Below are 24,702 nucleotides of genomic sequence, written 5' to 3'. Positions count from 1 at the left end.
CGACCAGAGGAGACGCGATGCCGCAGCACCTCCGCCCGTCCGGCGCGCGGGAGATCGGCGGTGCGCGCGGCGGTTTCGACCGGCGGACCCTGCTGCGCTCGGCCGCGGCCGGTGCGCTGCTCGCCGCCGGCGGCTGCGCGGGCGGGGACGACGACGCGGTCACCTTCTTCTTCCAGGCGCGACCCGAGGAAGCGCGGACACGGCTGCGGATCATCGACGAATTCCAGCGGCGGCGACCCGATATCCGGATTCGCACCATCATGTCCGGGCCGGATCCGTTGCAGCAGATGCTCACCTACTGCGCGGGCGGCAAATGCCCGGACGTGCTGATGGCGTGGGAACTGCTGTACGCGGGGCTCGCGGATCGCGGGGTGCTGGCCGACCTGCGTGAATTCCTGGATCGGGAACCGGATTACGCGGCGCGGCTGCGGGCGGACGGGTACGCCACGCTGCGTGACACGTTCGTGTGGGGCGGCGGGCAGTACGCGCTACCGGAGCAATGGTCGGGGGTGTTCCTCTACTACAACCGGAAGCTGTTCGCCGAGGCCGGGATCCAGCCGCCGGTGCGCTGGTCGGAGGCGTGGAACTTCGACGAGTTTCTGGCCGCGGCGCGGACGCTCACCCACCGGGACCCCGACGGGCGCACTCGCCAATGGGGTTTCGTGGACGCGTGGGTGCCGTACTTCTCGGCAGCCTGCTTCGGAATGAACAACGGCACCGAATGGTTCAGCCCGCCGGTGCGGCCGGACCACACGAATCTGGGGGATCCTCAGTTCGCGGCAGGGCTCCAGTTCTATGCCGATCTCGCGGTGCGGCATCGGGTCGCGCCCAGTGTCGGTGACCGGCAGTCCGTTTCGGCGCAGGACCTGTTCCGCAGCGGGAAGGCCGCCATGCTCATGGGCGGGCACTGGCTGTACTCGGAGTTCACCGACCGGGACGGGTTGGACTTCGATGTGACGGTGTTGCCGGTCGGGCCGCACGGGGGACCGGGGGCGATCACCGATATCGGCAGCACCGGGCTGGCCATCGCCGCGAGCAGCCCGCGGCGGGAACAGGCGTGGGAGTTCGTGAAATTCGCGACCGGGCCGGAAGGGCAGGCCATCATCGCCGAATCGGGACTGTTCGTGCCGGTATTGCGGTCGGCCATGCGGTCGGCGGGGTTCGCGGCGGCGCATCCGGGGGTGCGGAATCTGGAGGTCTTCACCGAGGGGCCGGAGAATTCTCGTCCGCTGGCGGTGACGCCCTTGTGGGGCAAGGTGGAAGCGCTGCTCGAGCGGGGCTGCAACCGCGTGTTGCGGGGTGCGGCGTCGGCGGAATCGCTGGGCGGGCAGACGTCTTCCGATATCGACCAGTTGTTGCGGGCGGCGGTATGAGACGGGGATCGGAGCTGGATCGGCGGCGGGCGCGGGCCGGGAAGCTGTTCGTGGCGCCGAATGTGGCGGCGATCCTGGTGTTCATGCTGTTCCCGCTGGGGTTCTCGCTGTATCTGAGTTTTCACTCGTGGGATCTGTTCAGTCCGCCGCGGTTCGTGGGGGTGACGAATTACCGGCGGTTGTTCTCCGAGGATCCGCTGTTCTATATCGCGCTGCGGAATACGGCGGTGTTCACGGTGCTGACCCTGGTGCCGACGGTGGTGATCAGCCTTGCCGTGGCCGCGCTGCTGAATCGGAAGTTGCGGGGCATCGGGGTCTTCCGCACCATCGCGTTCCTGCCGTTGGTGGCGTCGACCGTGGCGATGGCGGTGGTCTTCCGCTTCATCTTCGCCAGTGATGACGGACTCGCCAATATCCTGCTGGGCTGGGTCGGCGTGGGTCCGATCCCGTGGTTGACCGACCCGCACTGGGCCATGGTGTCGTTGAGCCTGGTCACGGTGTGGAAGTCGGTGCCCTTCGCGACGGTGATTCTGCTGGCCGCCATGCAGGGCGTCCCCGAAAACCTCTACGAGGCAGCGAAGATCGACGGCGCCGGTGGCTTCCGGCGGTTCGTCTCCATCACGATTCCGCTGATCCGAGGCGCGCTGTCCTTCGTCCTCGTCATCACGGTCATCAACTCCGTCCAGGCCTTCGACCAGGCGTACGCGCTGACCGGCAGCAACGGCGGCCCCGAGACCGGCACCTATGTTCTGGGAATCATGTTGTTCCAGAACGCCTTCCGCTTCTACGAAGTCGGCTACGCCTCGGCCCTGGCGTGGATCATCTTCGCGATCCTGCTGGCCTTCACCCTCATTCAGCAGTGGTTGTCCCGTCGCGCCGAGGTGGACCGATGAAACGCCGCCTGACGTCCGCCGTCCTCACCTACCTGGCCTTGATCGCCGTGGCCTGGTGCGCCCTCACCCCGATCCTCTGGTCCATCTCGGCCTCCCTGAAGTCCGACGGCGAACTGACCGACGCCGCCCCGCTGCCGTCCCATCCCCAATGGTCCAACTACCGAGAGGCTTTCGCCTCCATCCCTCTGGGCCACATGCTGCTGAACACGGTCGTCTACGCGGCCTGCGTGACCATCGGCCAAGTCTTCTTCTGCTCCCTGGCCGGTTACGCCTTCGCGCGCCTGGAGTTCCCCGGTCGCGAGGCCCTCTTCCTCGGCTACCTGGCCACCCTCATGGTCCCGCTGACCGTCACCGTCATCCCGCAATTCCTGCTGATGCGCGCCTTCGGCTGGATGGACACCCCCTGGTCCATGATCGTCCCCGGCCTCTTCGGCAGCGCCTTCGGCACCTACCTCATGCGCCAGTTCTTCCGAACCCTCCCAGTAGAACTGGAGGAGGCCGCCACCCTCGACGGCTGCACCCCCTGGCAGACCTACTGGCGAGTCCTCCTCCCGCACACCAAACCCGCCGTCATGGTCCTCGCGGTCCTCACCTGGATCACGGTCTGGAACGACTTCCTCTGGCCCCTGATCATGATCCAACGCAACGACTACGCCACCGCCACCCTCGGCCTCGTCCGCCTCCAAGGCCAATACTCCACCAACTGGCCCCTCCTCATGGCCGCCGCCACCGTCATCCTCCTCCCCCTCCTCCTCATCTACGCCCTGGCCCAACGAGCCTTCGTCCGAGGCATAGCCCTCTCCGGCCTCGGCGGCCGCTAGCCCGTCCGACCCATGTCGGAGTGCATCATTGTCCCTGGTCGCGGCGGTTGGTAACCTTGGGTATCCGACATGGAGTTCCTGGATATCTGGAGGTTGCGCAATGGCCGGCTCGAAGACTCCGATCGAGATCGATGAAGAGGCTCTCGCGATCGCAGCCGAGGTGCTAGGCACGAAGACCAAGAAGGACACGGTCAACGCCGCGCTTCGCGAAGTGGGACAGCGGCTGGTACGGGTCCGTGCGCTCGCTCGGCTCGGCGAGATGGCCGATCGCGGCGACTTCGATGAGTTCCTCGACAACAAGGCGGCCTACCGGAAGTGACTCCAGCCCTCTATCTCATCGACACGTCGGGTCTCTTTCGAATCCTGCAGGACAAGCTCCGTCAGTCGTGGATGGATCAGCTGACGGCGGGTGTCATCGCAACCTGCCCTGTCGTCGAACTCGAATTCCTGTATTCGGCAAGGTCCTTGGCGGACAGGCTGGAGAAGCAGCGACTGCTGCGGGACCTGTTCGGGTGGGTTGCCATGCCGGACAAGGTGTACGAACGCGCGGAAGCCGTTCAGCAGCTGATGACCGAGCAGGGGACACATCGGTCGGCCGGCCCCGTCGACCTGCTGATCGCCGCCACCGCGGAGCATCACCGGCTCACAATCCTCTGTGACGACCACGATTTCGCAACCATCTCGCGCGTCACGCGTCAGCCGGTCGTTTTCGTCGCCGACCCCCCGCGTTAGCAGCACAAATTGGATTGACGCCACCGATAGTGTGAACGTGGGCATGGAGTAGCTCAGTTGGTAGAGGTCTCACTGTCAGTGTGAAGGTCGCGGGTTCGATCCCCGCCTCCATGCCCACCCAGTAGTCGTCGCGGCGGCTATCCGCGGTAACCGGTGCCGGGAATGCGGACCCGGTACTGCGAACATAGGTACGTTTCGGGGACTGCCTCGGTCGCCGGGACATTCCAGATGTCGGGTTCGGTCCTGACGGCCAGGTACTGCTCCTTGGCCTCGCGGTAGCAGCGCATGCCCATGATCGGGCCGCTCACCGGCGAGTAATCGGCATAAAGGCAGGTGTAGCAGCACACCAGCGATGTGCCCTCCGGCAACGCCGCGATCAGTTCCTGTAGCCCGGTTTCAAAAGCATGGCAATCGGTTTCGTACGTTGCGCCATTCAGCGTCAAGCTGAGACGCAGCTTGTCGCGTTGTGTATCCGGCGTGAGATCCAACGTGAACCGGACGACCTCCGCGCGCCGAACCCCCGAGACCACGACAGTGCATGGCAACTCGCCGGTGAGCCTGCATCGTGTGAGTGCGTCGAACCGATCATCGAGCGACAGCGCCTCTCGCGCTCTGGGATCCGGTGGATCCGGCTCGATGCAGTCCAAGTCACCCCCGCTGAGTGGTATCCCCCGAACCACCGTCGAAATCTCATACCCACCCGCCCACCCCGCCACCTCGTACGGTTCGATCCGCCACTTGATCGCCACCCGCCCCCGCCCATCCTCATAACTGCCAGGAAACGACCACGCCCGCATTCGATCCTCCACGAAACCAATTGTCCTGCTGCACGTCTGGATGCCGCTCGCTTTCGCACACGAATCCCGGCAGTCCGGTAGGGCAGGATTGGCTGATGTTCGCCACCGCGTTTCTCCAGTACTCAGGGAAGGGCCCGATGCGGCCCAAGGAGACGCTGCTGGAACAAGGGCTGAAGCACCGCTCGGGCACCGCCCCCAGCGCATATGGCATCGACTTCGGCGTTCTGTCCACCGGTGAAACCGCACTGGTCGAGGCCAATGACGGCTACGCCCTGGGCGCGTACGCCATCACCGCCGACCGCTATACGGAGCTGATCATGCGCCGATGGAGCGAGCTACTCGCTTCAGCACGGCCCGGAGACGCGTCGGCGAGTGACGGGTTCTAGATGGCGACGAGGTCCTTCAATGCCGCCGCGATGGCCTGTCGTAGCGGGTCGTGCTGCGGGCCGAGGAGGTGTTCGGGGGTGTCGCGGGCTGAACCGTAGAGGTGGACCGGGCCGGTGCGGAAGTTGTCCGGTTCCCAGCGGTAGCGGGCGTGGACATGGGCATGGAGGTGGTGCCAGCTGTTGCCGAGGACTTCGTAGTTGATGCGCCAGAAGTCGGGGTCGGCTGCGCGGCATGCTGTTTCGACTGCCTCGCCGAGAATGATCAGGTCGTGCATGAAGGCCAGGCGGTCAGTGCGGGGGAGTTCGGTGAGTTGATCGGCCTGGCCGTCGTAGATCAGCAGGCAGTAGCCGGGGAGGTGTTGGGTGGAACCGATTACCGCCCAGCCGGTTCGCATGCGTGTGAGGACTGTCGGGTTGGTGCCCTGGCGGGCCGCGCCGAGCGAATCCGTGCGGTAGTCGATAGGCGCGTCGCTGATTTCGTCGCTCATTTCCCCTCCGAGCAAGGACGAATCGTCTGTCGAAATCATTCCTCGAGAGTGGAATCGGCGCTCGCGGTTGACGAAATCGATCGGTGTTATGGGAACGATCACGTTCGGGTTTAGGCGCTGGTGGCGATGGTCGGCGAAAGTGAGTTCGAGGTCATCGCGGTTTGTGGACGCTTAGCGTGGGTATCGGTTTGTTACATGCGAGAGAAGACGGAATCGAGCAACGCCGGGCTTCCGTTGCGGAGGTCGGTTGCCGCGAGTGCCATGGGCAATGCCACCGAGTGGTTCGACTACGGGGTGTATGCGGCCACGGCCGGGTATCTCACGTCCGCTTTCTTCCCGGGTTCGCTGGGGACGCTCGGGACCATGCTGGGGTTCGCGGTCTCGTTCCTGCTGCGGCCGCTGGGCGGCATGGTGTGGGGGCCGCTGGGGGATCGGATCGGGCGGAAAGCGGTGCTGGCGACCACGATCCTGATCATGTCGGCGGCTACCGGGGCTATCGGTCTGCTGCCGACTCATGCCGTGGCCGGGGTGTTCGCGCCGATTCTGCTGATTTTGCTGCGCGTCGTGCAGGGCTTCTCCACGGGCGGCGAATACGGTGGCGCCGCAACATATCTTGCGGAATGCGCGGAGGATCGCCGCCGCGGATTCCTGGGCAGCTTCCTCGAATTCGGCACCCTCGCGGGATTCGTCGGCGGTTCGGCGGTCGTGCTGGCCTGTCAGCTGGCCCTCGGCTCGGACGCCATGTACGCGGGCGGCTGGCGTATCCCCTTCCTGCTGGCCGTGCCGCTGGGCCTGACCGGCTGGTACCTGCGCGGCAGGCTGGACGAGTCGCCGGTGTTCACCGAGCTGTCCGAGGAGGAGACCCCGCCGGGTGGGCTGCGCGTGGTGCTCACCACCTACCGGCGTGAACTACTCACTTTGATCGGCCTGGTCGTGGCCCTCAACGTAGTGAACTACACACTGCTCACGTACCAGCCCACCTACCTGCAGCGGACCATCGGCCTGGGTGAATCCACCACCACCGCCATGATGTTGATCGGCCAGCTGGTGATGATGGTGTCGCTGCCGTTCTTCGGCCGGCTCTCGGACCGGGTCGGCCGGCGTCCGATGTGGCTGGTCTCGCTGGTGGGGCTCGCCGTCGCCGCCATACCGATGTATTGGCTGATGGGGCGCGGAACCGTCTGGGCTGTCATCGGATTCGTGGTGCTCGGACTGCTGTATGTGCCGCAGCTGTCGACGATCAGCTCCACGTTTCCGGCGATCTTCCCGACTCACGTCCGGTATGCCGGATTCGCCTTGGGCTACAACGTGTCCACGGCGCTGTTCGGCGGTACCGCGCCGCTGGTGAACGAGGCCGTCATCGAACACACCGGTTGGTCGCTGTTCCCGGCGGGCTATATGGTCGCGGCTTCTCTTGTCGGACTGGTCGCCTGCGCTTTCCTCCGCGAAACCGCCGGAACCTCGCTGCACGGCACCGAGATACCCGAAACCGAGCTCGTACCCGCGATGGAAAGGTGACCGCGATCGCGAATTTCGCGGCGCGGCGGCTACGTGTCGGCAATCAGGCCTTGAATAATCCAGTGGATGGACATGATCCGCTGGAATCGTCGATCCGTACTGGCTTCGATCGCCTTGTTCTCGCTCGGAGCCGGGGTCGGGGCGCGGCCGGCGGTAGCACGGGCGGCAGCGGGGACCCGGTACACGATGACCGCGTTCACCAACAGCAGTGACTCCGAGCTGTACGTCTACGAATCCCAGGACGCGACCAACTTCGAGCTACTCGGTGCGAACGCCTATCGGCCCCCGGCCGGGCTGGTTCGAGACCCCAGTCTGCTGAGACATACCGATGGGTCGTACTACATCACCTACACCACGGCCGGGGACGGTCATACGATCGGATTCGCGCGCAGCACCGACCGGATCAACTGGACCCATATGTCCGACTACCCAGTGCCGGTGCCGAAGGCCGAAGCCGCCTGGGCGCCAAAGTGGTTCACCCATATGTCCGGCTTCGTCGGCGTACTCGTCTCCATCTCGCAGGGCCACGGGTTCACCCCCTACCTGATGATCGCGAACGACCCGGCTCGCCCGATCTGGAGCCCGCCGATTCCGCTGATCGGAATCGGCCCGCAGCAGCCCGGGCACCTCGGCTTCATCGACACCACCATCGTGGCGAACAACGGGAGCTACTACGCGTTCGCCAAGAACGAATCGACCAAGTTCATCGAGCTCGCGATCGCCCCGCATCCGCTCGGGCCGTACCGGTTCATCGGCCTCGGCGACTGGGCCGGATGGGGCGCGCCCCGGGAAGGACAGTGTGTGGTCGCACTGCCGAGCGGCGGCCATCGGATCTACTTCGACGCGTACACCGAGGGAAAGTACTTCTACAGCGATAGTTTCGACGGTTTCCGCACCTGGACAGCGCCCGGCGAACTGCCGGAACTGTCCGGAACGGTCCGTCATTTCACGGTGCTGTCCGAGTCGGTGGTCGCCAGGTAAGTCCGAGAACCGATCAGAGGTATTCGGGGCAGATTTCCTGGATCGCGAGGGTGATCCACTGCTTGGAGACATCGGGTGGGAAGACACGGTTCACTCTTTCGCGAATGGTCGCGTCGGAGTAGCCGCCCTTGTACGCGGCGCAGATGTACCAGCCCAGTCGCATGGCGTTGTACTCGCTGCTCTCCGGACCGCCCGGCGACGTCATGTTCGCGTCCTGGGCGAGCAGGCCGAGCCGCTTCGCCTCGATCAGGAAGCTCGTCTCATCGGCGTGGGCGGCCGCCGGGGCCAGGCACGCGGCTGCGATTCCGGCGGCGCCGACAGCGCCGACGACGGCCGAACGAAGGGCATGAATATTCACGAATTGCCTTGCTGGAAGTATGGATAGAACCACAGCACGCTAGCCCAGTCGAGGGCACGGCCACATCCGGCTACTTCGCAACGACCGATACGGCAGCCGATACGGTTCGGGAATTCTCGCGTGGCCGCGATGTCGGGCCCCTATGACTTCTCCGACGCGTCGACGGTGGTTGCTTCCGCGTACCGGCGGGCGAGGGTGCGCAGGTGGGCGACGAGTTCGGGCGGTTCGGTAACGCGGAAGTCCATCATCAGCATGCTGAGGTAGATGGCGACCGTTTCCAGCCGGTCGGCTCCGGTCAGCAGCAGGCAGGAGGAGTCGTCGAGCGGCTCCACCACGCCGACCGTCGGGTTGATGCGGGCGATGACGGTCTCGGCGGGCGCCAGCACCGTGACGCGGGCGTGTACCTGCCAACCGGTGGAGGCTATTTCGCGCAGCACGAAGGCGACGAGATCGGACTCGGGGAGTGCTCGTGCGGCGAAATGTCGTGTACCCGGCCGGATCTCGGACATCGACGCGACGGGGAGCGCCTGCCAGGCGTGAATGGCGAGGCTGTAGGCGACCAGGTACCAGCGGCGTTGCCAGCTGATCAGCCGGTAAGGCTCCAATTCCGAGCCGTCGACGTGGAGGGTGGTGGTGCCGCGGATCGCGGTCGCCAAGGTGGCGAGGGTTTCGGCGGGTACGGGTGCGTCCGGTTCGCGGGAACCGGTGACGGCCGGGCCGATGTCGGTGACGGTGCGCAGGGCGGTGACCTTGCGTTGCAGGCGTTTCGGCAGGATGCGGTCCAGCTTCGATTGGGCGCGTTCGAGATTGGCCTGGATATCGGTGATGCCCGTGCTGCCGTCGGCCGCCACGTTCATGGCGACGGCCACCGCGACGGCCTCGTCGTCGTCGAGCAGCAGCGGAGGCATGGTGGCACCTTGCCCGAGTCGATAGCCGCCGATCGGCCCGCGGGCGGCGTGCACGGGGTAGCCGAGATCGCGCAGCCGGGCGATGTCCTGTCGCAGGGTGCGGTCGGTGACGTCCATGCGTTCGGCCAGGTCGCGGCCGGTATGGGCGCCCTCCTGGAGGAGGGTCAGCAGGCGAAGCAGGCGGGTTGTGGGGGAGGTCACACGAAGTCCCTTCGCTCGACCGAACTTATTAGGAAGGAATTCAGCCTAATCGGGTCATACCTTTATCTCAACGGATCGAAACGACCTGAGAGGCAAGAACAATGAACGTCACCCCGCAGACCGGTAACTCGCCCGCCGCCACCCTCGCCCCGGTCTGGCGCGACGTGCTCGCCGCCTCCCACCGGGCCCTCGCCGACGCCGTCGCCGGAGTCGGCCCCGAACAGTGGGACAACCCCACGCCCTGCTCGGAGTGGACCGTCACCCAGGTGGTGCAGCACGCCGCGGGCGACCAGCTGGCCTACGCCAAGTTCCTCGGCATCGGCGACGGCCCCGCCTACAACCCCTTCGAGCCGTCCGGCAGCATCGACGGCGGCGCGGCCGAATTGGTTTCCGCCGCAATCGAACCCACCGCGACCGCCTGGGGCACCGTCGCCGACGGCACCGAGACCGTTCCCACCCCGCTCCCGCACGGCGAACTCCCCACCCCGGTCGCCGCCGTCATGTGCGCCCTGGACGCCGCCGTCCACGCCTGGGACATCGCCATCGGCACCGGCCAGCCCTCGCCCCTCACCGACGAACTGGCCGCCCACCTGCTCACCGCCTCGCGCGGCCTCATCGAGCCGCTGCGCGACTACGGCGTCTTCGCCCCCGTCGTCACCGACGCCCCCGCGACCGATACCCCCGTCGTCGCCGAACTGCTCGCCTACCTCGGTCGCACCCCGCGCGCCTGACCGGCGTGGCAGCCCCGGACCTGGGGTGACCGCCCGGTCCGGGGCGCCGGGTAGACTCCCACTCTCGTGAGTCTCACCCTCGGAATCGTCGGCCTGCCCAACGTCGGAAAGTCGACGCTGTTCAATGCGCTGACCCGCAACGACGTATTGGCAGCGAACTACCCGTTCGCCACCATCGAGCCGAATACCGGCGTCGTCCCGCTGCCCGATCCGAGGCTGGCCACGCTCGCCGAGATCTTCGGGTCCGAGCGCCAGCTCCCCGCCGTCGTGACGTTCGTCGATATCGCGGGCATCGTCAAGGGCGCGTCCGTGGGTGAGGGCCTGGGCAACAAGTTCCTGGCCAATATCCGTGAGGCCGATGCCATCTGCCAGGTCGTGCGTGTGTTCGCCGACGACGACGTGGTGCACGTCGACGGCAAGGTCGATCCCTTCGCCGATATCGAGGTCATCGAAACCGAGCTGATCCTCGCCGATATGCAGACCTTGGAGAAGGCGGTCGTGCGCCTCGACAAGGAAGCCCGCATCAAGAAGGACCGCAAGCCGGTCGCCGATGCCGCCAAGCAGGCGCAGGAAATCCTGGATGGCGGCCGCACGTTGTTCGCCGCGCAGAAAGAGCTGGATGTGGAGCTCCTCAAGGAACTCTCCCTGCTCACCATCAAGCCGTTCCTCTACGTCTTCAACGCCGACGAATCGGTCCTGACCGACGAGGCGAAGAAAGCCGAACTCAAGGCCGCCGTCGCCCCCGCCGACGCCGTCTTCCTCGACGCCAAGATCGAGTCCGAACTCATCGAACTCGACGACGAGTCCGCCCTCGAACTCCTCGAGTCCATCGGCCAGTCCGAGCCCGGCCTGCACGCCCTGGCCCGCGCCGGCTTCCACACCCTCGGCCTCCAGACCTACCTGACCGCAGGCCCCAAGGAATCCCGGGCCTGGACCATCCACCAGGGCGATACCGCACCCAAGGCGGCAGGCGTCATCCACACCGACTTCGAACGCGGCTTTATCAAGGCCGAAATCGTCGCCTTCAACGACCTCGTCGACGCGGGTTCCATGGCAGCGGCCAAGGCCGCGGGCAAGGTCCGCATCGAAGGCAAGGACTATGTCATGGCCGACGGCGACGTCGTCGAATTCCGCTTCAACGTTTAGTCCCCCTCGGACGGGCGGTCCGGAGGCAAACCGCCACGCGCACAGACTCATTGAGCCCCGCCCGGTTTCGGGCGGGGCTCAGCTGTGTCTCGGCTGTCTATGGTGGCCGGTTCCGTCAGCGCGGTATACGGCCTTTCAGCGCGCTCGCCAGCCGTGCTCGGTGCGGCGGCCCGGGCGTTCAAGGTCACCCCCAGACCACGGCCGACCCGGTCCCCCGCGAACTGTCGCCGATTCGCCGCCTTGGCACAAGGCTCGGCCGGTGGGTGCGGGGTACTGTGCACTCAGGGTTCAAAAACTAGCCTGGTCTCTCGCGGCTGCACTAGGGCGCTGACCGCGAACGGCGTTCAGCCATCGCGCCCCGAATCCAGGTGATGGTGATGACTCACCAGCCCGACTCTGCTCTGCTGACCACCTCGATCACGACCACCGTTGACGACATCCATGTCTGCACCATCCGTGGCGAGATCGACATCCGGACCGCCCCGATGTTCCGCAAGGCGGTGTTCGACAGCCTCTCCATCGGAGGAACAACCGTCATCGACATGACCGCGGTGACATTCTTCGGCGTGGCCGGCATCTGCGCCATGATCGAGGCCCTCGACTTCGCCCACCGCCGCCAGTGCGAATTGTGCGTCGAGGGCGCCCACTGCGTCACCCGCATACTCGAAGTCGTCGGCCTGGCCGAAGCGTTCGACATCTGCGAGTAGCCGAATCCCGGCCCGCACCCCATCGCCCGAGTGTGACCACTGGCTCGTGCGGGGTGGTCACGCGACAGTGCCGTCAGGGCAACCCTGGCGGCACTGTGCACCATGGTGCGGATCGCGGCCATTGGGAGCCGCACATGGCAGGTCAGCGAAACGGAGGTAGTTGTCCCACTGACCTGCGATAACAGTAGCGCCGACCGCGCCTCGCCGACCGAAATGGGTCATCAATCGGAACCTTGTTCAGCGCCCATCGGGCGACCGGGCGATTCCGCGACTCGCCATACCTATGAGCCGTTGGTCAGCTCCTTGTAGTTCAGGAACTCATCGAAGGAGACTTGCCCCTCCGCCCAGATGCGGTCCCCGTTGATGCGGCGCCCAACGATGTCCCGCACTTCCGGGTCCTGGGCCATACCCCACACGAGCGCGTCATCGAAGGTGATGAAACCGTCATGATCTGCATCGATCTCGTCGAACTCCCGCCGGGTGGCAATGAACTGCTGCTGGTCCATATCCGTCTCCTATGCCGGTTGGGTACCGCCGAACAGCTACGCCTTCGTTCGTCATCGATCCAGCGCATAAGCGTACGCGGGTGTCCGGATTAACGGCAGTACCTGAACGCACCCTCAACTCGGCATGAGGGTGCGTTCAGCAGACCGCGGCTCGGCCGGTCCGCGTCGCCCCGTATGCGGCATTACGGTACGTGTTGTCTGAAGTGCGCCAGATGGTTCGGTTTGATCTTGCGACCGAGCGGCCAGCCGCTTCCAAGCTCTGGTACCTGTGGCCCCGATGGATAACCTGGCCCTTGTCCAGCGGTTGGCCGATCGTCGGCTTTCCGTGCATACGAATGCAGCTCATGCCCTGCGCGCGGAGCTGGTGAATGGATTTCGGTGAATGCCCTCTGCGAGAAGGCCGACCGCCGTCACGGTGCTGCGGAGCGCCGTCGCCGTATCACGACGAGATGGCCGCGCGGATCCGGGCCACCAGGGCGTCCAGACGTTGCTGATGTGAACCCTCCCAATAGATTCGGCCGCAATCCGAGCACTGCCGGAAGGTGTCATAGTAGCGGCGGGTGAGTGGTTCGAGTCTCTCGATGATGTCCTGCTTGGCCACACCGGTGACAGCGCCGCCACAGCGCAGGCAGCGACTGAACGGCACCAGCCGATCCGCCAGGTCGAGTCGGCGGACGAGGTCCACCATCTGCTGGAGCGGGTGGTCCGACCGGACGAATACGCCGTGAGTCACGGTGCGGCGCTCGAGAAGTCCGTGGTCTCGGGTGAGCAGGATTCGATGCTCGGCCGCGGCTGTTTTCGCCAGTTCTGCGTCGTCGGCTTCCCAGTCCCCGCGCACGTCGAGTCCCATCAGCCGCATCAGCCGTGCGAGCCCGCCGAGGTTGACATCGACGATGAAGCGCGGATCGCGCAGCGGACAAGGACGCACCCGGGTCAGCGGCCCGATGTCGAGCGTCTCGAACATCGGGTAGACCACAACCCGATCGCCCGGCTGCACACGGCGGCCGAAGTCGACGGACTCACCGTTCACCAGCATCAGGTCGACCTCGGTGTGCGGAATACCCGCAGCCTCGACGACGTCCTTCACGGTCTGGTGCGGCCGGACCGGCCGCAGCTGCGCGGCGTACCGCACTCCCGGGGGCAAGAAGTCGTTCAGCTCGGCATACGCACGCAGTTCGACACTGGCGGTCATAGGACCATTGTCCGGCGGGAGCACCCAGCGTGCCCAGAGCAATCTCCGGTTTGAGCAATCCCGCGTATGCCCGGTGCGGGTCAGCATCTCCCCGGATGCGCTGACCGAGAACGGTCCGCTCTCCCCCCTTGGCGGACCGCAGAGCAGTCGGCGCCACTGAACGTTGAGGTAGGCAACGGACATCCGCTCATCGGTGTGGGCGTGCACTCGAGCCCGCTGGAGCCAGCCGCAGCTGTGCGGTGTCTCCGGAGCGTGGGCCGACCGTGGTTGGGGTTCGGCGGCGCGTGCAGAGGTTATTCGGGTCCGGAACGCGAGCCGAGGGGTGAGCAGGGTGTTTGACGTGGCAGATATTCGACGGCGTGGTGGTCGAGTTCCGAAGCGGAGTAGCGTCCCCGTCGAAGAACAAGTAGCTCGAGTGCGGAACTTCCGGACGAAGGAGCGACTCATGGCAGCCGATGTCGATTTTTGTGTTGTGGGTGCGGGTTTTGCGGGATTGACCGCCGCGCTGCGGCTGAAGCAGGCCGGCCGCTCGGTCGCTCTGCTGGAGGCGCGTGACCGGGTCGGAGGTCGCACCTTCACCGAGTTCCTGCCCGACGGGACCTGGATTGATCGCGGCGGCGCGTGGGTCGGCCCCGGGCAGGACCGTATCAAGGCCCTGATGGCTGAATTCGGCGTGACCGAATACAAGGAGTATGTCGACGGCGACGCGATGATGATCGTCGACGGCAAGAAGCACCGTTACTCCGGCACCATTCCCTGGGCGATGAGCCCGTGGGCGATCGCCAACCTCGGAGCCGGCCTGTTCGAGGTCGGGCAGATGTGCAAGTCGATCCCGTTCGACGCTCCGTGGGAGGCCGAGAAGGCCAGCGAGTGGGATCGAATCTCCCTGGGGGAGTGGCTGAGTCGAAATATTCATTCCCATCCGGCGCGTGAGATGCTCGACATGGCGTTCGCCGGCATTTACACCTCGGCCGCCTCGGAGGTGTCGTTGTTGTGGGCGCTGCACCAGATGGGCTCGGGCGGCGGGCCGGTGTTCGTCATCTCCAACAAGGACGGCGCCCAGGACGCCAGGGTGCACGGCGGTATGGGTGCGATCTATGGGCCGATGGCCGCCGAACTCGGTGACGTGCTGCATCTTTCGAGTCCGGTGGATCTCATTGCGCAGGACGAGGACGGCGTCAGCGTCCGTTCCGAGCGGCTCACCGTCCGCGCTCGGCACGCGATCGTCGCCGTGCCGTTGGCCGTCGCCACGCAAATCGCCTACGAGCCAATGCTTCCCGTCGACCGCGCCTTCCTGCACCGGCGAATGCCCAGTGGTGCCGTCTACAAGATCTCGGTCGTCTACGACACCGCGTTCTGGCGCGCTGACGGCCTGTGCGGACAGTCGGCCGCGCCCGGCAGCCCGGCCACTCTGACCATCGACGCCTGCACGGACACCGGCACTCCCGGCATCATGTGCGTGATCACCGAAGGTCCCGCGGCTCGCAAGCTCGGGCTACTCGATCCGGCGGAACGCAAAGCGGTGGTGATCAACGAACTGGTCGACCGGTTCGGGGCGAAGGCCTCGTCCCCGGTCAGCTACCACGAGCAGAACTGGACGGTCGAGCGCTACTCCGGCGGCGGAATGATCAGTCATGCGCCACCGGGTGTGCTCACCGAGTTCGGTCACGCGCTACGCACCCCCTGCGGGCGGATCCACTGGGCCGGGACTGAGAGCTCGGCGATCATGTGCGGCTGGATCGACGGTGCGGTGCGGTCGGGGGAACGTGCCGCCGCAGAGGTAATGGCCGCCGAAGGCGTTGTGGCGATGTAGGTTTCAGCGCCCGGCCCGCCAGCGGGCGATCTCTGTGCACGCTGGGTAATCGAAGAACCATTCCTGGCCGATCCGGGACGTCGAGGTCGATGTCCTCGACCACATGCCGCCCGAGGAATTCGAGACGGTCTGGACTATGGCTCGTCCAGCAATCGAGCAACGCTGGCCCACCAGTGGCTGAACAGACTTTCCGGGCGACAAGCCGCTCGGCCATCGGCATGAGCGCGCACTCGAGCTCACTGGAGCCAGCAGGGCGGCACGGCAGCGCCTTCGCCTGACCCGCTCTGGTCAGCGGGCCCAGGGCGGGCTGACGCGGTCACCGCCGGGGGCCTGGGCATAGGCGCCGACGGGGAGGATGGCCACGGCCTCGAAGGGCTCGTCGCCGGGGACGGAGACCTTGAAAACGGTGTTCGCCGGGATCACCAGGGCGTCGCCAGCGCGGAAATCGCATGTCCGGCCGTCCATCTCGACGCGGGCGGCTCCGGCGAGCGCGACGAAGATCTCCTCGCGGGACACGGCGTGCGCGTGACCGGGGTTGCCGGGGTGCATGGTGAAGCGCCAGACGCTGTTCTCCTCGGATCCGCGACTGGGTGAGGCCAGGCCGGTCGCGGTCATGAGAGGGGCTTCGAAGGTGGGGGCGTCGGCGGATTTGATGAGTGGCATGATGGCTCCTAGATGTTCAACCAAGGTGTTCAACTACGGTTGAATATATTGCCTTGCGAAAGGAGCGTCAACACATGGATTTCGGCGTACTACTGGGCCAGGCCTATCAGTCGTTCGTGCAGCAGCTGCACGCCCACCTCGGCGAGCACGGTCATGTGATCCTCGGCGCTTCCTACGGGTACGTCCTGCGCGCGCTCGCCGAATCCCCCTGCACCGCAAGTCAACTGGGCGAACAGCTCGGCATCACCGCCCAGGGCGCGGCCAAGGTCGTCGACGAGATGGTCCGGCACGGGTATGTGGAGCGCCGACCCGACCCGATCGACAAGCGTGCCAAACGGCTCCACCTCGCCCCGAGAGGGGACGACATGCTTCGCGTCGTCCGCGAGTTCCACGCCGACTACGAGCGCCGGCTCGCCGGACGCATCGGCGCCGAACAGGTGGCCACCGCCCGCGCCGTGCTCGGCGACATCATGAACGAAGCGCTGGATCTCGGGCGAGCCAAGACCTTCCGCCCACTGTGACCTCGGCGCGGCGTCCCCGAGAGAGGTCCGCTGCCGGCCGCGTCAGCCGCATGTGACGACTGGCGCCCGCGCTGCGGACACCAGATGGATTGCGGAGGACCCGGCGTGTGGGTTTCCTGTCCACGTTTGCACAGGTCATCCTGGTTGAATGCATATGGCGATCGTGTTCTTCATTGGTCTGGCCATAGTGGGGCTCATCGCGATCCTGGCCATGAATTCCGAATCCCGGCGCCGTCGAGCGCGTGAAAGCACTCCGGAAAACGAAGCGTGGAGTGCGGGACGCACCGAATCATCGGGCATCGAGCAATGGATGCTCTATTCGATGCTGTCCAACCAGAACCACCACCATCACCGCCATCACCACAACGACCAGCCCGCCGATCCCAGCGGTGGTTACGGCGGGGCGGGTTATGACGCGGGTGGCGTCAGCGGGGGCAGCGGCTGGCCCGATGGCCCCGGGTGGGGTGGCAACGACGGCGGCTTCCCAGCCGACGGCGGTGGTTTGGCCGACGGGACCGGTACAACCCCAGACCCGCGATAACCACTCCTGTGCACCCAACCCGTGGTGTTTCGGCTGCGGCGCGGGGAGCACGGTGATAGTTGTCGACTTCGCCGAGCGCGGCCTTAGTCGGGTCGGCTCGCGGCGAGACGTGACTTCTTGACCTTGTAGCCGACGCAATGGCCGGTGGCGAGGTCGACGATGGCCAGGTCCAGGCGGTCGGTCTGGGTTGCGCGGGTGGCGTACCAGTCGCTGAGGCGCTGTCGTTCGGCCGGATCCTGCGGCGTCGTTTCGGCGGTCTCGTCGTGGACGGTGCCGGTGAGCCGGCGGACGTCGGGATCGCGCAGCGCCGCCACGATGGCGTCGAGGTCATCGGAAACGAACGGCCGCAGGATCACTTTCGAGCCGATCAAGGTGGGCTTGATCGAAAAGTCGGCGGTATCGAACACCGGTGAATTATCGCGCCACGTTCTGACTGTTTCGGCCGGGCACACGAACCCCGGCCATACTGCTGATTCACCAGCGGTACCAACGTTTTCGGGTCCCGGCCGCGTCGGAACTGGCGAAGAAGAATCCGAGGATCCACAGCACCAGCACCACGACCGCGACCCACCACAAGGCTTTCAGTGCGAAACCCGCTCCGAACAGAACCAGGACGAGCAGCAGCACGAGCAGTAGCGCAACCATGTCTTTGCACCTCCTCTGACCACCGCTTACCCGAATGATCACTTCGCTAACAAGCATGCTGTCGTACGGCATTGCGAGTGATCGTCCCTCTGAACGGTCGCGGTACCAGGTCAGTGCTTGAAGGCGTCTTTGACCTTCTCTCCCGCCGACTTCAGGTCGGATTTCACCTGGTCGATCTTGCCTTCTTGCTCACGCTCGGGGTCGTTCGTGGCCGCACCGAACTTCTCCTTGGCCTTACCGCGGAGTTCTTCGGATTTGTTCTTGGCCTTGTCGGTGGCGCTCATGAGCATCTCCTTTCTCGCTTCGGCGGATGGGCTGCGGCGAGCGCAACCCGCTCTCGACCTACCCGGGCGGAGCTCGGTCAAACGCATCAATCGAGTTAACCAGCGCCACCGTCGGATTCGCCGAGTTTCTCCAGTTCGTGCTGAACGATGTGCAGCGCTGTTTCGATGGTTTGTAGCACTACCTGCTCGGGCGCCTGACCGCGGCTTTGTCGGGTCGGTTCGCGGCGAGGCGTGACTTCTTTACCTTGTTGCCGCAGGTGTTCATGGAGCACCAGCGTCGGTTGGATCCGCGGCTCGTGTCGAGGAAGAGTCCGGCGCAGCCGGGGCCTTCGCAGTTCTTGACGCGGCCGCGGTCGGGGCCTCCGAGGGTGTGGATGGCGTTGGTGGCCAGGACCCCGAGGGCGTCGCGGACCGGGGCCGTCTTCGTCAAGCGCCAGGTTGCGTGTTCGCCGTGTTCCAGCGTGGCTTTCGCGTGTCCGGCCGCGGCGAATGCGTTGAGGGTGTGGACATCTCCGGAATCCGGCGGTTCACCCGCGGCGATCGCCGACCCGATCCGATAGATCGCTTCGCGTAGTTCGACGGCATCCCGCAGATCGGTCGTCGACACCGCTGCGACGTCGAACTCCGCTGCCCGCAGCCATGATTCGAGTCGTGCGGGGGCGTCCAGCCGCTCGTGCGGCACCGAGCCGACGCGATCGCTGACGGTGGCTGTGAACCGGAATGCCAGGACCTCGTTGTCCATTCGGAAAGCCTGCCGAATGTCGTCGGTCATTCCAGCCTCCATAGATCCACAGCAGTACCTCGAACCGTCTTGGCTGGTTCGACATGATGGTAACCCCATGGCATTGTTGAACCGTCTTGGGCGGTTCACGGAAAGGGGTACTCATGAGCGGCATCGCGGTCATAGGTCTGGGAGCTATGGGAAGCGCCATCGCGCACAACCTCGTGAAAGCCGGCCACGACGTCGTGGTGTGGAACCGATCCGATCGGCCTGTGGATGAACTTGTGGCAGCGGGCGCCCGCCGGGCCGCTTCCGTCGCGGAGGCGATGCGGATGCCGGTGGTGTTCTCGGTCCTGTCCGACGACCAGGCTGTCGCCGAGACCTTCATCGACTCCGGTGTCCTCGCCGGAACCCCGGGTGGGACCGTTCACGTCAACCTCGCAACAGTCAGCACAGGTCTGGCTCGCCAGGCGGGCGCGGCGCATGCCGAGCACGGTGTCGGGTACGTCGCGGCACCGGTTTTCGGCCGGGTTCCGGTCGCCGAAGCCGGAGCGCTCAACATTCTCGCGGCCGGCGAGAGCGCGCTGATCGATCGCGTGCAGCCGTTCTTCGATGTGATCGGCTCGCGGACCTGGCGACTCGGCGACCGTCCGGAGCAGGCCAATATCGTGAAGATTCTCGGGAACTACCTGATCGCCTGCACGATCCAGTCGCTGGGCGAGGCCGTCAGCCTCGCGGAAGGCGCCGGTGTCGACTCCGGGCGGTTCGTCGAACTGCTGACGTCGACCCTCTTCCCCGGGCCCGTGTACGCCGGCTACGGGTCGATGATCGCCGAACGGCGTTACCAGCCAGCGGGATTCACCACGGTGCTCGGCCGCAAGGATCTCCACCTCGCGCTGCAGGCGGCGACGGACCACGACATTCCGCTCCCGATCGGTCAACTGCTGCGGGATGTGTTCGATCAGGCCATCGCCGAGGGTCGTGGGGCGGACGACTGGGCGGTCATCGCGGAGCAACAGCCACGCGCACAGGCTGATTGAGCTCCGCCCGGTGATCCGGGCAGGGCTCAATCGTGTCGCCGGGTGTCAGTGGTCGGCGACCGGGGTGTTCTGGCAGAAGGTGAGGAGCCAGCGGCCGTCCTCCTTGGTCATGCCGTACAGCGGCGAGCCCTCCGCCTGGAGTTCGTCGGCGTGGTTGAAGTACTGCTGGCGGACCTTGACCGCGGCCACGTCGGGGCGGATGAAGCGGATGAAGAACGGCTCGTAGGTGGCGTAGCCGTCCTTGGTGGCGCCGGGAAGGACGGCGCGGGTGAACTCGGAGATCTCGGTGAGGCCGTTGAGGAACTTGCCGCCGCCGGTGGTCCAGATGGCGTCGGGGTGGAACAGGGCGAGGAAGGCGTCGGCGTCCTCGGCGCGCTGCGCCTTGGCCACCGCGGCCACGACGGCGTGGATGGCGGCGATGTCTTCGGTCTGCTCGAGCTCCGTGGTTGTCATGTAGCAATCTTCGAACCCCAACCCCACTCGAGGTCAAGTGACCAAGATCGTTGGTTCGGTTACAGTGTGCGGTGATGACTACCGGGACTGGCTTGCGCCGCACACGGATTGGTTACCCGGTGCTCTCCTGAGCGCCGCGCGGGATCCGCCTCGTCGTTTTGATTCACAGGACATCAACTACGACAAAAGGATTCGACGATGACCGCAACACACGAAATGCCGGTGGACGTGCACACCCCCGATGGTGTCGCCGACGCCTATGTCACCTACCCCGACGATGGCGCCGCCCATCCGGGCGTGCTGGTGATCCAGGACGGATTCGGGCTGCGACCCAGCCTGCGGAAGATGGCCGATCGCATTGCCGCCCACGGCTATACGGTGCTGGTGCCGAACGCCTACTACCGGCACGGCCGGGCCCCGGTGATCGAGCTGCCGGACTTGATCGATCCCGCGCAGCGGCCGGAGATCTTCCAGCAGGTCTTTCCGATGATCCGCGAGCTGACCCCGGATGTACTGCGCTCCGATATCGGCGCCTACCTCGACTGGCTGGCAGCGTCACCGCGGGTCGCGGCGGGGAAGGTCGGCGTCACCGGCTACTGCATGGGTGCCCGGCTGGCGGTCATGGCCGCCGCCATGTTCCCCGATCGGATCGGTGCCGTCGCCGGATTCCATGGCGGACCACTCGTCACCGACACCCCGGACAGCCCGCACCTGACGGTCGGAAACATCACCGCGGAACTGTATTTCGCCCACGCGGGCGAGGACCACCACATGACCCCGGAACACATCGCCCAATTCGACAAGGCACTCGCCGCCGCCGGCGTCCGCCACCGCACCGAGGTCTACGAAGGCGCCCAGCACGGCTACACCCAGGCCGACACCGCGGCCTACGACCCCGCATCGGCCGAACGGCACTACCGCGAACTGCTGGCCCTCTTCGACCGCAACCTGCGCCGGTAATTCAGGGCTCCGGCAGTGATCGCCCCGATCGGGTGGATCATCCCGCGGGCCGGATTCCGTTGAGCACCAGGCTGATCACCCGGTCGGCGACGTCGGGTGTGTGGGTGCCGACGGCCTGGCAGGCCACGATGACCGCCTTGGCTTCGCGCGGGGTGAGTTCCGGAATCACGGTGCCGGCCTGCTGGGCGGCGGTCACCAGCTCGGCGAGCAGGCTCATGAATTGGGTTTCGGCGGCGTCGATCTGGGCGGTGCCGATATCGTCTCCGGCTATCACCTGAGTCAAACCCCGGTCGGCCGCACCCCAATCCGTGGCCATGGAACGCACGAAGCCGAACAGTGCCTCGCCGGGGTCGCCATCGTCGAGCAGGGCTCGGCCCGCGGTCACGATCTGACCGAGCCGGTGTTCGACGGCGGCCGCGAAGAGAGCCGTCTTGGTCGGGAAGTGGCGATAGACCGTCCCGATCCCCACACCGGCGCGGTGGGCGATCTCGTCGACGGCCACCGACAGGCCCTCGGTGGCGAAGGCCCGATAGGCGGTTTCCAGGACCAATGCCCGATTACGGGCCGCGTCGGCGCGCAATGGCCTGACCTTTTCGCTCACGGCGAATCGCCTCCTGTGCCGTACTCACTGCAAACGGAGTGAAGACTCCGTATAGTCGGATCTAAGCGGAGTGCTCACTCCGATTACCTGGATTGTAGCGAGGAGCCCCTCATGACCAACTGGACCACCGCCGATATTCCGGACCAGACCGGCCGCACCGTGATCGTGACCGGCGCGAACTCCGGACTCGGCTTCGAAACCGCCGCCGCGCTGGCCGCCAAGGGCGCGCGCGTCGTACTGGCCGTGCGCGACCTGGACAAGGGCAAGGCCGCCGCCGACCGGATCACCGCCGCCACCCCCGCGGCCACCCTCGAACTGCGGCGTCTCGACCTGGGATCACTGACCTCGGTTCGCGCCGCGGCGGCGGAACTGAAAGCCGCCCATCCGCGCATCGACCTGCTGATCAACAACGCCGGAGTGATGTACCCGCCCAAGCAGACCACCGCCGACGGCTTCGAGCTGCAGTTCGGCACCAACCACCTCGGCCACTTCGCGCTGACCGGACTGCTGCTGGACACCCTGCTGCCTACACTGGGATCGCGCGTGGTCACCGTCAGCAGCATCGGGCACCGGATCCGCGCGGCCATTCACTTCGACGACCTCAACTTCGACAAGCACTACAACCGGGTGGCCGCCTACGGCCAATCCAAGCTGGCCAACCTGCTGTTCACCTATGAACTCCAGCGCCGCCTCGCCGCGACCGGCGAATCGACGGTCGCCCTGGCCGCCCACCCCGGCGGCTCGAACACCGAACTGGGCCGACACCTGCCCGCGGTGATCGGGACGCCGATGATGCGCCTGGTGAGTCAGTCCGCGGCCATGGGCGCATTGCCCACCCTGCGCGCGGCCATCGACCCCGCGGCGACCGGTGGCCAGTACTACGGCCCCGACGGATTCGCCGGTATCCGCGGCTACCCGAAGCTGGTGTCGTCGAGCAAGCAATCCCACGACGCCGACCTGGCCCGACGGCTGTGGCAGACCTCCGAGCAACTGACCGGCGTCACCTACCCGATCGGCTGACCATGCGAATCATCCTTTTCGGCGCCACCGGGATGGTGGGCCGGGGCGTGCTCGAGGCCTGTCTGCGCGATGACGCCGTCACCGACGTGCTGGTGATCGGCCGCTCGCCGACCGGGCGTGCGCACCCGAAGCTGCACGAGGTGCACCACACGGACTTCACCGACTTCACCGCGATCCAGGAGCGGCTCCGCGGCTACGACGCCTGCTTCTTCTGCTTGGGCACCTCGTCGCTGGGCATGAGCGAAACCGACTACCGCACTGTCACTTTCGACATCGGTCTGGCGGCCGCGCACGCCGTTCTGGCCGCCAACCCGGAACTGACCTTCTGCTATGTCTCCGGCGCGGGCACCGGCACGGGATCCCGCCAGATGTGGGCGCGGGTCAAGGGCGAAACCGAGAACGCCCTGCTGGCACTCACCGAGCGCGCGTACATGTTCCGGCCCGCGCTCATCGAGCCGTTGCCGGGCGGCGAGCCCAAGACCAAGGCCAATGCCGTGCTGCAGCGAGTCCTGGTCCCGCTCTACCCACTGGTCGGCCGCATCGCTCCGCGTCGGATCACCTCGGCACTTCGGTTGGGGCAGGCGATGATTCGGACCGCTCGCACCGGATCCCCGACGCGAATCCTGTTCACCGCCGACATCAACGATCTGGCCGCCGAGCCGACGCCATCGTGAGAGCACGAGCCCCCGCCCGGTATCCGGGTGGGGGCTCGACTGCTATCGGCCCGGTTCAGCGGTGGTCGCCCATGCCCCCTTCGTCGTGGCCGTTGCCCATATCGCCCTCGTTGTTGTGATCATCTGGGAAGTTCGTGCAATACGGATTGTTCACATCGGGGTACTGGCAGAGCTCCGAATCGGGGCCCGTGCCCGCGGTGCCTGGATCGTCTGGATCGGCGGCGGCCATGCCGGAGCCGAACGCTATTGCGAGAATGGCCGTAGCCAGCCCCAATGCCGCGCGCTTGGATCTCATGGATGCCTCCTCGTGCCGAGTGCCCACAGCGAACGCACCTTCGGAAGCTAGCCCAAAGTTCGCCCGATTTGCGCGGATGTTGCAGCACTGTGCTTCAAGCAGCCCAGTTCAGGGTCGGTGTCCGCGGTGTTCAGCGTGGCCGGAGTGCGTTTAGTCGCCCGGTCAGGCCGGCAAACAAGCGGGATTCGCCGCGAGGTCTAGTGGCTGGAGCCGGTGCCGCCCAGCAGCGAGCCCAGGGTGTCGGCGGCGCTGCCGGTGTTCACCGGGCCGGTGCTCTCCTTCGCGACGGTGACCGTGGTGCGGTCGGGAGGTGGCAACCCTGAACCTGTCAGTCGCGCGGGCGGGCCAGGGTTCGGGCGGCGAGAACCAGGGCGGCCAGGGCGATCGCGGCGGCGACGATCCCGCCCGCCCGGCCGTTGCCGGTGCCGAAACCGGCCGCGGACCGGGCCACGTGCCAGACCGCGAGATTCATGGCGGTCAGGCCCATCGCCTGAGCGAGCAACGCGGCGGTCGGAGTGCTGCGGAAGCGGGATCGGGCCAGGAAGGCGGTGGTGAGGGCGGCCAGGGCGACCAGGGCGGCGACGTTGGCGCCGAATCTGCCTGAGCCAGGGCCGTATCCGCCGACTGCGAGCCAGATCGGCGCGGACGCGGCGGACAGCTGGTGGACGAGCATGACGGGTCTCCTTGCTGACGGGATCGACGACTTTCGATGATCGCGGCGGGCCAGCCGGTC

General features: G+C 66.2%; 33 protein-coding genes and 1 tRNA gene. 19 read left to right on the top strand and 15 right to left on the bottom strand.

Annotated elements, in window-relative coordinates; translation table 11 throughout:
- Window positions 1–17 precede the first annotated feature (17 nt).
- From ACQP06_RS30230 to ACQP06_RS30205, 6 genes are all read left to right on the top strand, one after another.
- Window positions 18–1,373, top strand: a complete 1,356-nt coding sequence (locus ACQP06_RS30230; protein ID WP_433668133.1) for an ABC transporter substrate-binding protein — start codon at window positions 18–20, stop codon at window positions 1,371–1,373.
- Window positions 1,370–2,266, top strand: a complete 897-nt coding sequence (locus ACQP06_RS30225) for a carbohydrate ABC transporter permease (RefSeq protein WP_433668131.1) — start codon at window positions 1,370–1,372, stop codon at window positions 2,264–2,266. Before ACQP06_RS30230 ends, ACQP06_RS30225 begins: the two co-directional genes overlap by 4 nt.
- Window positions 2,263–3,087, top strand: coding sequence for a carbohydrate ABC transporter permease (locus ACQP06_RS30220; RefSeq protein ID WP_433668129.1), 825 nt, complete (start codon window positions 2,263–2,265; stop codon window positions 3,085–3,087). The genes ACQP06_RS30225 and ACQP06_RS30220 overlap by 4 nt, the downstream gene beginning before the upstream one ends.
- Window positions 3,088–3,187: 100 nt before the next feature.
- Window positions 3,188–3,406 (top strand): type II toxin-antitoxin system VapB family antitoxin, encoded by a 219-nt coding sequence (locus ACQP06_RS30215; RefSeq protein ID WP_357280055.1) that lies wholly within the window; start codon window positions 3,188–3,190, stop codon window positions 3,404–3,406.
- Window positions 3,403–3,819: a PIN domain nuclease gene (locus ACQP06_RS30210; protein ID WP_433668127.1), complete on the top strand. Its 417-nt coding sequence runs from the start codon at window positions 3,403–3,405 to the stop codon at window positions 3,817–3,819. Before ACQP06_RS30215 ends, ACQP06_RS30210 begins: the two co-directional genes overlap by 4 nt.
- Window positions 3,820–3,861: 42 nt before the next feature.
- Window positions 3,862–3,936 (top strand) — tRNA-Asp (locus ACQP06_RS30205).
- Window positions 3,937–3,956: 20 nt separating this feature from the next.
- On the opposite strand, the gene ACQP06_RS30200 is transcribed toward ACQP06_RS30205, so the two are convergent.
- Entirely contained in the window at window positions 3,957–4,616 is a 660-nt protein-coding gene (locus ACQP06_RS30200; RefSeq protein WP_433673471.1) for a DUF6304 family protein, read from the bottom strand.
- A 95-nt stretch (window positions 4,617–4,711) separates the two neighbouring features.
- Here ACQP06_RS30200 and ACQP06_RS30195 point away from each other — a divergent pair, with 95 nt between their 5' ends.
- Complete coding sequence (locus tag ACQP06_RS30195) at window positions 4,712–5,002, top strand: ATP-grasp domain-containing protein (RefSeq protein WP_433668126.1); 291 nt, start codon at window positions 4,712–4,714, stop codon at window positions 5,000–5,002.
- On the opposite strand, the gene ACQP06_RS30190 is transcribed toward ACQP06_RS30195, so the two are convergent.
- Window positions 4,999–5,490, bottom strand: a complete 492-nt coding sequence (locus ACQP06_RS30190; RefSeq protein WP_433668124.1) for an HIT family protein — start codon at window positions 5,488–5,490, stop codon at window positions 4,999–5,001. The genes ACQP06_RS30195 and ACQP06_RS30190 overlap by 4 nt on opposite strands.
- A gap of 195 nt (window positions 5,491–5,685) precedes the next feature.
- Here ACQP06_RS30190 and ACQP06_RS30185 point away from each other — a divergent pair, with 195 nt between their 5' ends.
- Entirely contained in the window at window positions 5,686–7,008 is a 1,323-nt protein-coding gene (locus ACQP06_RS30185; protein WP_433668122.1) for an MFS transporter, read from the top strand.
- 186 nt (window positions 7,009–7,194) lie between these two features.
- Entirely contained in the window at window positions 7,195–7,989 is a 795-nt protein-coding gene (locus ACQP06_RS30180) for a family 43 glycosylhydrolase (protein ID WP_433668120.1), read from the top strand.
- Window positions 7,990–8,002: 13 nt separating this feature from the next.
- On the opposite strand, the gene ACQP06_RS30175 is transcribed toward ACQP06_RS30180, so the two are convergent.
- Together ACQP06_RS30175 and ACQP06_RS30170 are read right to left on the bottom strand one after the other, a co-directional pair.
- Complete coding sequence (locus ACQP06_RS30175) at window positions 8,003–8,347, bottom strand: hypothetical protein (protein ID WP_379345297.1); 345 nt, start codon at window positions 8,345–8,347, stop codon at window positions 8,003–8,005.
- 140 nt (window positions 8,348–8,487) lie between these two features.
- A complete protein-coding gene (locus ACQP06_RS30170; RefSeq protein WP_379471547.1) occupies window positions 8,488–9,456 on the bottom strand; it encodes a helix-turn-helix transcriptional regulator in 969 nt (322 codons plus the stop codon).
- 101 nt (window positions 9,457–9,557) lie between these two features.
- Between ACQP06_RS30170 and ACQP06_RS30165 the strand changes: the two genes are divergently transcribed.
- The 3 genes from ACQP06_RS30165 to ACQP06_RS30155 all read left to right on the top strand — a co-directional run bounded on the left by ACQP06_RS30165 (window position 9,558) and on the right by ACQP06_RS30155 (window position 12,040).
- Window positions 9,558–10,187 (top strand): TIGR03086 family metal-binding protein, encoded by a 630-nt coding sequence (locus tag ACQP06_RS30165; protein WP_433668118.1) that lies wholly within the window; start codon window positions 9,558–9,560, stop codon window positions 10,185–10,187.
- Window positions 10,188–10,253: 66 nt separating this feature from the next.
- The gene (gene ychF / locus ACQP06_RS30160) at window positions 10,254–11,333 is read left to right on the top strand and encodes a redox-regulated ATPase YchF (RefSeq protein ID WP_433668116.1); all 1,080 of its coding nucleotides are present in this window, start codon (window positions 10,254–10,256) and stop codon (window positions 11,331–11,333) included.
- A gap of 377 nt (window positions 11,334–11,710) precedes the next feature.
- Complete coding sequence (locus tag ACQP06_RS30155) at window positions 11,711–12,040, top strand: STAS domain-containing protein (protein ID WP_433668115.1); 330 nt, start codon at window positions 11,711–11,713, stop codon at window positions 12,038–12,040.
- Window positions 12,041–12,321: 281 nt separating this feature from the next.
- On the opposite strand, the gene ACQP06_RS30150 is transcribed toward ACQP06_RS30155, so the two are convergent.
- Both ACQP06_RS30150 and ACQP06_RS30145 read right to left on the bottom strand, forming a co-directional pair.
- A complete protein-coding gene (locus tag ACQP06_RS30150) occupies window positions 12,322–12,546 on the bottom strand; it encodes a hypothetical protein (protein WP_433668113.1) in 225 nt (74 codons plus the stop codon).
- Window positions 12,547–12,985: 439 nt separating this feature from the next.
- Window positions 12,986–13,738: a Mut7-C RNAse domain-containing protein gene (locus tag ACQP06_RS30145; protein WP_433668111.1), complete on the bottom strand. Its 753-nt coding sequence runs from the start codon at window positions 13,736–13,738 to the stop codon at window positions 12,986–12,988.
- Window positions 13,739–13,931: 193 nt separating this feature from the next.
- Here ACQP06_RS30145 and ACQP06_RS30140 point away from each other — a divergent pair, with 193 nt between their 5' ends.
- Window positions 13,932–15,551, top strand: coding sequence for an FAD-dependent oxidoreductase (locus tag ACQP06_RS30140; RefSeq protein ID WP_433668109.1), 1,620 nt, complete (start codon window positions 13,932–13,934; stop codon window positions 15,549–15,551).
- A gap of 288 nt (window positions 15,552–15,839) precedes the next feature.
- On the opposite strand, the gene ACQP06_RS30135 is transcribed toward ACQP06_RS30140, so the two are convergent.
- Window positions 15,840–16,214: a cupin domain-containing protein gene (locus ACQP06_RS30135; RefSeq protein WP_433668107.1), complete on the bottom strand. Its 375-nt coding sequence runs from the start codon at window positions 16,212–16,214 to the stop codon at window positions 15,840–15,842.
- Between the two features lie 74 nt (window positions 16,215–16,288).
- On the opposite strand from ACQP06_RS30135, the gene ACQP06_RS30130 reads away from it, so the two are divergent.
- The gene (locus tag ACQP06_RS30130; RefSeq protein ID WP_433668105.1) at window positions 16,289–16,735 is read left to right on the top strand and encodes a MarR family winged helix-turn-helix transcriptional regulator; all 447 of its coding nucleotides are present in this window, start codon (window positions 16,289–16,291) and stop codon (window positions 16,733–16,735) included.
- Between the two features lie 148 nt (window positions 16,736–16,883).
- Window positions 16,884–17,276: a hypothetical protein gene (locus ACQP06_RS30125; RefSeq protein ID WP_433668103.1), complete on the top strand. Its 393-nt coding sequence runs from the start codon at window positions 16,884–16,886 to the stop codon at window positions 17,274–17,276.
- A gap of 83 nt (window positions 17,277–17,359) precedes the next feature.
- Here ACQP06_RS30125 and ACQP06_RS30120 read toward each other — a convergent pair whose 3' ends face one another.
- From ACQP06_RS30120 to ACQP06_RS30105, 4 genes are all read right to left on the bottom strand, one after another.
- The gene (locus ACQP06_RS30120; protein ID WP_433668102.1) at window positions 17,360–17,683 is read right to left on the bottom strand and encodes a GNAT family N-acetyltransferase; all 324 of its coding nucleotides are present in this window, start codon (window positions 17,681–17,683) and stop codon (window positions 17,360–17,362) included.
- Window positions 17,684–17,750: 67 nt separating this feature from the next.
- Window positions 17,751–17,921, bottom strand: a complete 171-nt coding sequence (locus ACQP06_RS30115; RefSeq protein WP_433668100.1) for a DUF5670 family protein — start codon at window positions 17,919–17,921, stop codon at window positions 17,751–17,753.
- A 110-nt stretch (window positions 17,922–18,031) separates the two neighbouring features.
- A complete protein-coding gene (locus ACQP06_RS30110; RefSeq protein ID WP_404204912.1) occupies window positions 18,032–18,205 on the bottom strand; it encodes a CsbD family protein in 174 nt (57 codons plus the stop codon).
- Between the two features lie 178 nt (window positions 18,206–18,383).
- Window positions 18,384–18,977 (bottom strand): CGNR zinc finger domain-containing protein, encoded by a 594-nt coding sequence (locus tag ACQP06_RS30105; protein WP_433668098.1) that lies wholly within the window; start codon window positions 18,975–18,977, stop codon window positions 18,384–18,386.
- Window positions 18,978–19,090: 113 nt separating this feature from the next.
- On the opposite strand from ACQP06_RS30105, the gene ACQP06_RS30100 reads away from it, so the two are divergent.
- Entirely contained in the window at window positions 19,091–19,966 is an 876-nt protein-coding gene (locus ACQP06_RS30100; RefSeq protein ID WP_433668096.1) for an NAD(P)-dependent oxidoreductase, read from the top strand.
- A gap of 45 nt (window positions 19,967–20,011) precedes the next feature.
- Here the strand turns inward: ACQP06_RS30100 and ACQP06_RS30095 are convergent, their stop codons facing one another.
- The gene (locus ACQP06_RS30095) at window positions 20,012–20,419 is read right to left on the bottom strand and encodes an SgcJ/EcaC family oxidoreductase (RefSeq protein WP_433668094.1); all 408 of its coding nucleotides are present in this window, start codon (window positions 20,417–20,419) and stop codon (window positions 20,012–20,014) included.
- Between the two features lie 198 nt (window positions 20,420–20,617).
- On the opposite strand from ACQP06_RS30095, the gene ACQP06_RS30090 reads away from it, so the two are divergent.
- Complete coding sequence (locus ACQP06_RS30090) at window positions 20,618–21,379, top strand: dienelactone hydrolase family protein (RefSeq protein WP_433668092.1); 762 nt, start codon at window positions 20,618–20,620, stop codon at window positions 21,377–21,379.
- A 37-nt stretch (window positions 21,380–21,416) separates the two neighbouring features.
- On the opposite strand, the gene ACQP06_RS30085 is transcribed toward ACQP06_RS30090, so the two are convergent.
- Entirely contained in the window at window positions 21,417–21,980 is a 564-nt protein-coding gene (locus ACQP06_RS30085; protein ID WP_433668090.1) for a TetR/AcrR family transcriptional regulator, read from the bottom strand.
- 111 nt (window positions 21,981–22,091) lie between these two features.
- On the opposite strand from ACQP06_RS30085, the gene ACQP06_RS30080 reads away from it, so the two are divergent.
- Complete coding sequence (locus tag ACQP06_RS30080) at window positions 22,092–23,000, top strand: SDR family NAD(P)-dependent oxidoreductase (RefSeq protein ID WP_433668088.1); 909 nt, start codon at window positions 22,092–22,094, stop codon at window positions 22,998–23,000.
- Between the two features lie 2 nt (window positions 23,001–23,002).
- Window positions 23,003–23,674 carry an NAD-dependent epimerase/dehydratase family protein gene (locus tag ACQP06_RS30075; protein WP_433668086.1) on the top strand — a complete coding sequence of 224 codons (672 nt, stop codon included), beginning with the start codon at window positions 23,003–23,005 and terminating at the stop codon, window positions 23,672–23,674.
- Between the two features lie 55 nt (window positions 23,675–23,729).
- On the opposite strand, the gene ACQP06_RS30070 is transcribed toward ACQP06_RS30075, so the two are convergent.
- Both ACQP06_RS30070 and ACQP06_RS30065 read right to left on the bottom strand, forming a co-directional pair.
- The gene (locus ACQP06_RS30070) at window positions 23,730–23,969 is read right to left on the bottom strand and encodes a hypothetical protein (protein ID WP_433668084.1); all 240 of its coding nucleotides are present in this window, start codon (window positions 23,967–23,969) and stop codon (window positions 23,730–23,732) included.
- A 328-nt stretch (window positions 23,970–24,297) separates the two neighbouring features.
- Window positions 24,298–24,642 (bottom strand): DUF6223 family protein, encoded by a 345-nt coding sequence (locus tag ACQP06_RS30065; RefSeq protein WP_433668083.1) that lies wholly within the window; start codon window positions 24,640–24,642, stop codon window positions 24,298–24,300.
- Window positions 24,643–24,702 lie beyond the last annotated feature (60 nt).

The organism is Nocardia sp. CA-136227, from assembly GCF_050955695.1.
Taxonomy (GTDB): domain Bacteria; phylum Actinomycetota; class Actinomycetes; order Mycobacteriales; family Mycobacteriaceae; genus Nocardia.
Note: the sequence above shows the minus strand (reverse complement) of the source record. Positions and strands in the feature narration are given on the sequence as shown.

Bases quoted from the DNA above. Each gene is read 5' to 3' on its own strand.
- ACQP06_RS30230 (WP_433668133.1), top strand. From the start codon at position 18: ATGCCGCAGCACCTCCGCCCGTCCGGCGCGCGGGAGATCGGCGGTGCG.
- ACQP06_RS30225 (WP_433668131.1), top strand. From the start codon at position 1,370: ATGAGACGGGGATCGGAGCTGGATCGGCGGCGGGCGCGGGCCGGGAAG.
- ACQP06_RS30220 (WP_433668129.1), top strand. From the start codon at position 2,263: ATGAAACGCCGCCTGACGTCCGCCGTCCTCACCTACCTGGCCTTGATC.
- ACQP06_RS30215 (WP_357280055.1), top strand. From the start codon at position 3,188: ATGGCCGGCTCGAAGACTCCGATCGAGATCGATGAAGAGGCTCTCGCG.
- ACQP06_RS30200 (WP_433673471.1), bottom strand. From the start codon at position 4,616: ATGCGGGCGTGGTCGTTTCCTGGCAGTTATGAGGATGGGCGGGGGCGG.
- ACQP06_RS30195 (WP_433668126.1), top strand. From the start codon at position 4,712: ATGTTCGCCACCGCGTTTCTCCAGTACTCAGGGAAGGGCCCGATGCGG.
- ACQP06_RS30190 (WP_433668124.1), bottom strand. From the start codon at position 5,490: ATGAGCGACGAAATCAGCGACGCGCCTATCGACTACCGCACGGATTCG.
- ACQP06_RS30185 (WP_433668122.1), top strand. From the start codon at position 5,686: ATGCGAGAGAAGACGGAATCGAGCAACGCCGGGCTTCCGTTGCGGAGG.
- ACQP06_RS30180 (WP_433668120.1), top strand. From the start codon at position 7,195: ATGACCGCGTTCACCAACAGCAGTGACTCCGAGCTGTACGTCTACGAA.
- ACQP06_RS30165 (WP_433668118.1), top strand. From the start codon at position 9,558: ATGAACGTCACCCCGCAGACCGGTAACTCGCCCGCCGCCACCCTCGCC.
- ACQP06_RS30155 (WP_433668115.1), top strand. From the start codon at position 11,711: ATGACTCACCAGCCCGACTCTGCTCTGCTGACCACCTCGATCACGACC.
- ACQP06_RS30150 (WP_433668113.1), bottom strand. From the start codon at position 12,546: ATGGACCAGCAGCAGTTCATTGCCACCCGGCGGGAGTTCGACGAGATC.
- ACQP06_RS30145 (WP_433668111.1), bottom strand. From the start codon at position 13,738: ATGACCGCCAGTGTCGAACTGCGTGCGTATGCCGAGCTGAACGACTTC.
- ACQP06_RS30135 (WP_433668107.1), bottom strand. From the start codon at position 16,214: ATGCCACTCATCAAATCCGCCGACGCCCCCACCTTCGAAGCCCCTCTC.
- ACQP06_RS30130 (WP_433668105.1), top strand. From the start codon at position 16,289: ATGGATTTCGGCGTACTACTGGGCCAGGCCTATCAGTCGTTCGTGCAG.
- ACQP06_RS30125 (WP_433668103.1), top strand. From the start codon at position 16,884: ATGCATATGGCGATCGTGTTCTTCATTGGTCTGGCCATAGTGGGGCTC.
- ACQP06_RS30115 (WP_433668100.1), bottom strand. From the start codon at position 17,921: ATGGTTGCGCTACTGCTCGTGCTGCTGCTCGTCCTGGTTCTGTTCGGA.
- ACQP06_RS30110 (WP_404204912.1), bottom strand. From the start codon at position 18,205: ATGAGCGCCACCGACAAGGCCAAGAACAAATCCGAAGAACTCCGCGGT.
- ACQP06_RS30105 (WP_433668098.1), bottom strand. From the start codon at position 18,977: ATGACCGACGACATTCGGCAGGCTTTCCGAATGGACAACGAGGTCCTG.
- ACQP06_RS30100 (WP_433668096.1), top strand. From the start codon at position 19,091: ATGAGCGGCATCGCGGTCATAGGTCTGGGAGCTATGGGAAGCGCCATC.
- ACQP06_RS30095 (WP_433668094.1), bottom strand. From the start codon at position 20,419: ATGACAACCACGGAGCTCGAGCAGACCGAAGACATCGCCGCCATCCAC.
- ACQP06_RS30090 (WP_433668092.1), top strand. From the start codon at position 20,618: ATGACCGCAACACACGAAATGCCGGTGGACGTGCACACCCCCGATGGT.
- ACQP06_RS30080 (WP_433668088.1), top strand. From the start codon at position 22,092: ATGACCAACTGGACCACCGCCGATATTCCGGACCAGACCGGCCGCACC.
- ACQP06_RS30075 (WP_433668086.1), top strand. From the start codon at position 23,003: ATGCGAATCATCCTTTTCGGCGCCACCGGGATGGTGGGCCGGGGCGTG.
- ACQP06_RS30070 (WP_433668084.1), bottom strand. From the start codon at position 23,969: ATGAGATCCAAGCGCGCGGCATTGGGGCTGGCTACGGCCATTCTCGCA.
- ACQP06_RS30065 (WP_433668083.1), bottom strand. From the start codon at position 24,642: ATGCTCGTCCACCAGCTGTCCGCCGCGTCCGCGCCGATCTGGCTCGCA.